General features: G+C 36.6%; 1 protein-coding gene. It reads right to left on the reverse strand.

What is annotated here, in order from left to right; all coding sequences use genetic code 11:
• A partial coding sequence (locus tag AAEZ18_RS19475; protein WP_352256093.1) for a type VI secretion system baseplate subunit TssF occupies positions 1 to 243 on the reverse strand: 243 nt, incomplete at both ends.

The raw sequence follows: 243 nt of genomic DNA on the forward strand, positions 1-243 counted from the left end.
TTCATCGCCATTGTCTATAGCAATACCAATACTATGTTTGAACAGTAGCTCGTAAACTTTAAGTGTATGATGCCATTGGCCATTGATAAAAATCCGTAATTTTTCAAGGCCGGTTTCTGCAAGCGAAACCCCTTTATACTCACCTGTTAATTCTATTTTGAAAATAGATTTTGCTTTTTCTTGCCAGCGAGGCTTAGGCGCTACAAATGGGCTATTATCAAATTGCACATTTGTTATTTCAAC

It is taken from the genome of Pseudoalteromonas sp. 19-MNA-CIBAN-0066 (genome assembly GCF_040308705.1).
GTDB classification, from domain to species: Bacteria; Pseudomonadota; Gammaproteobacteria; order Enterobacterales; family Alteromonadaceae; genus Pseudoalteromonas; species Pseudoalteromonas nigrifaciens.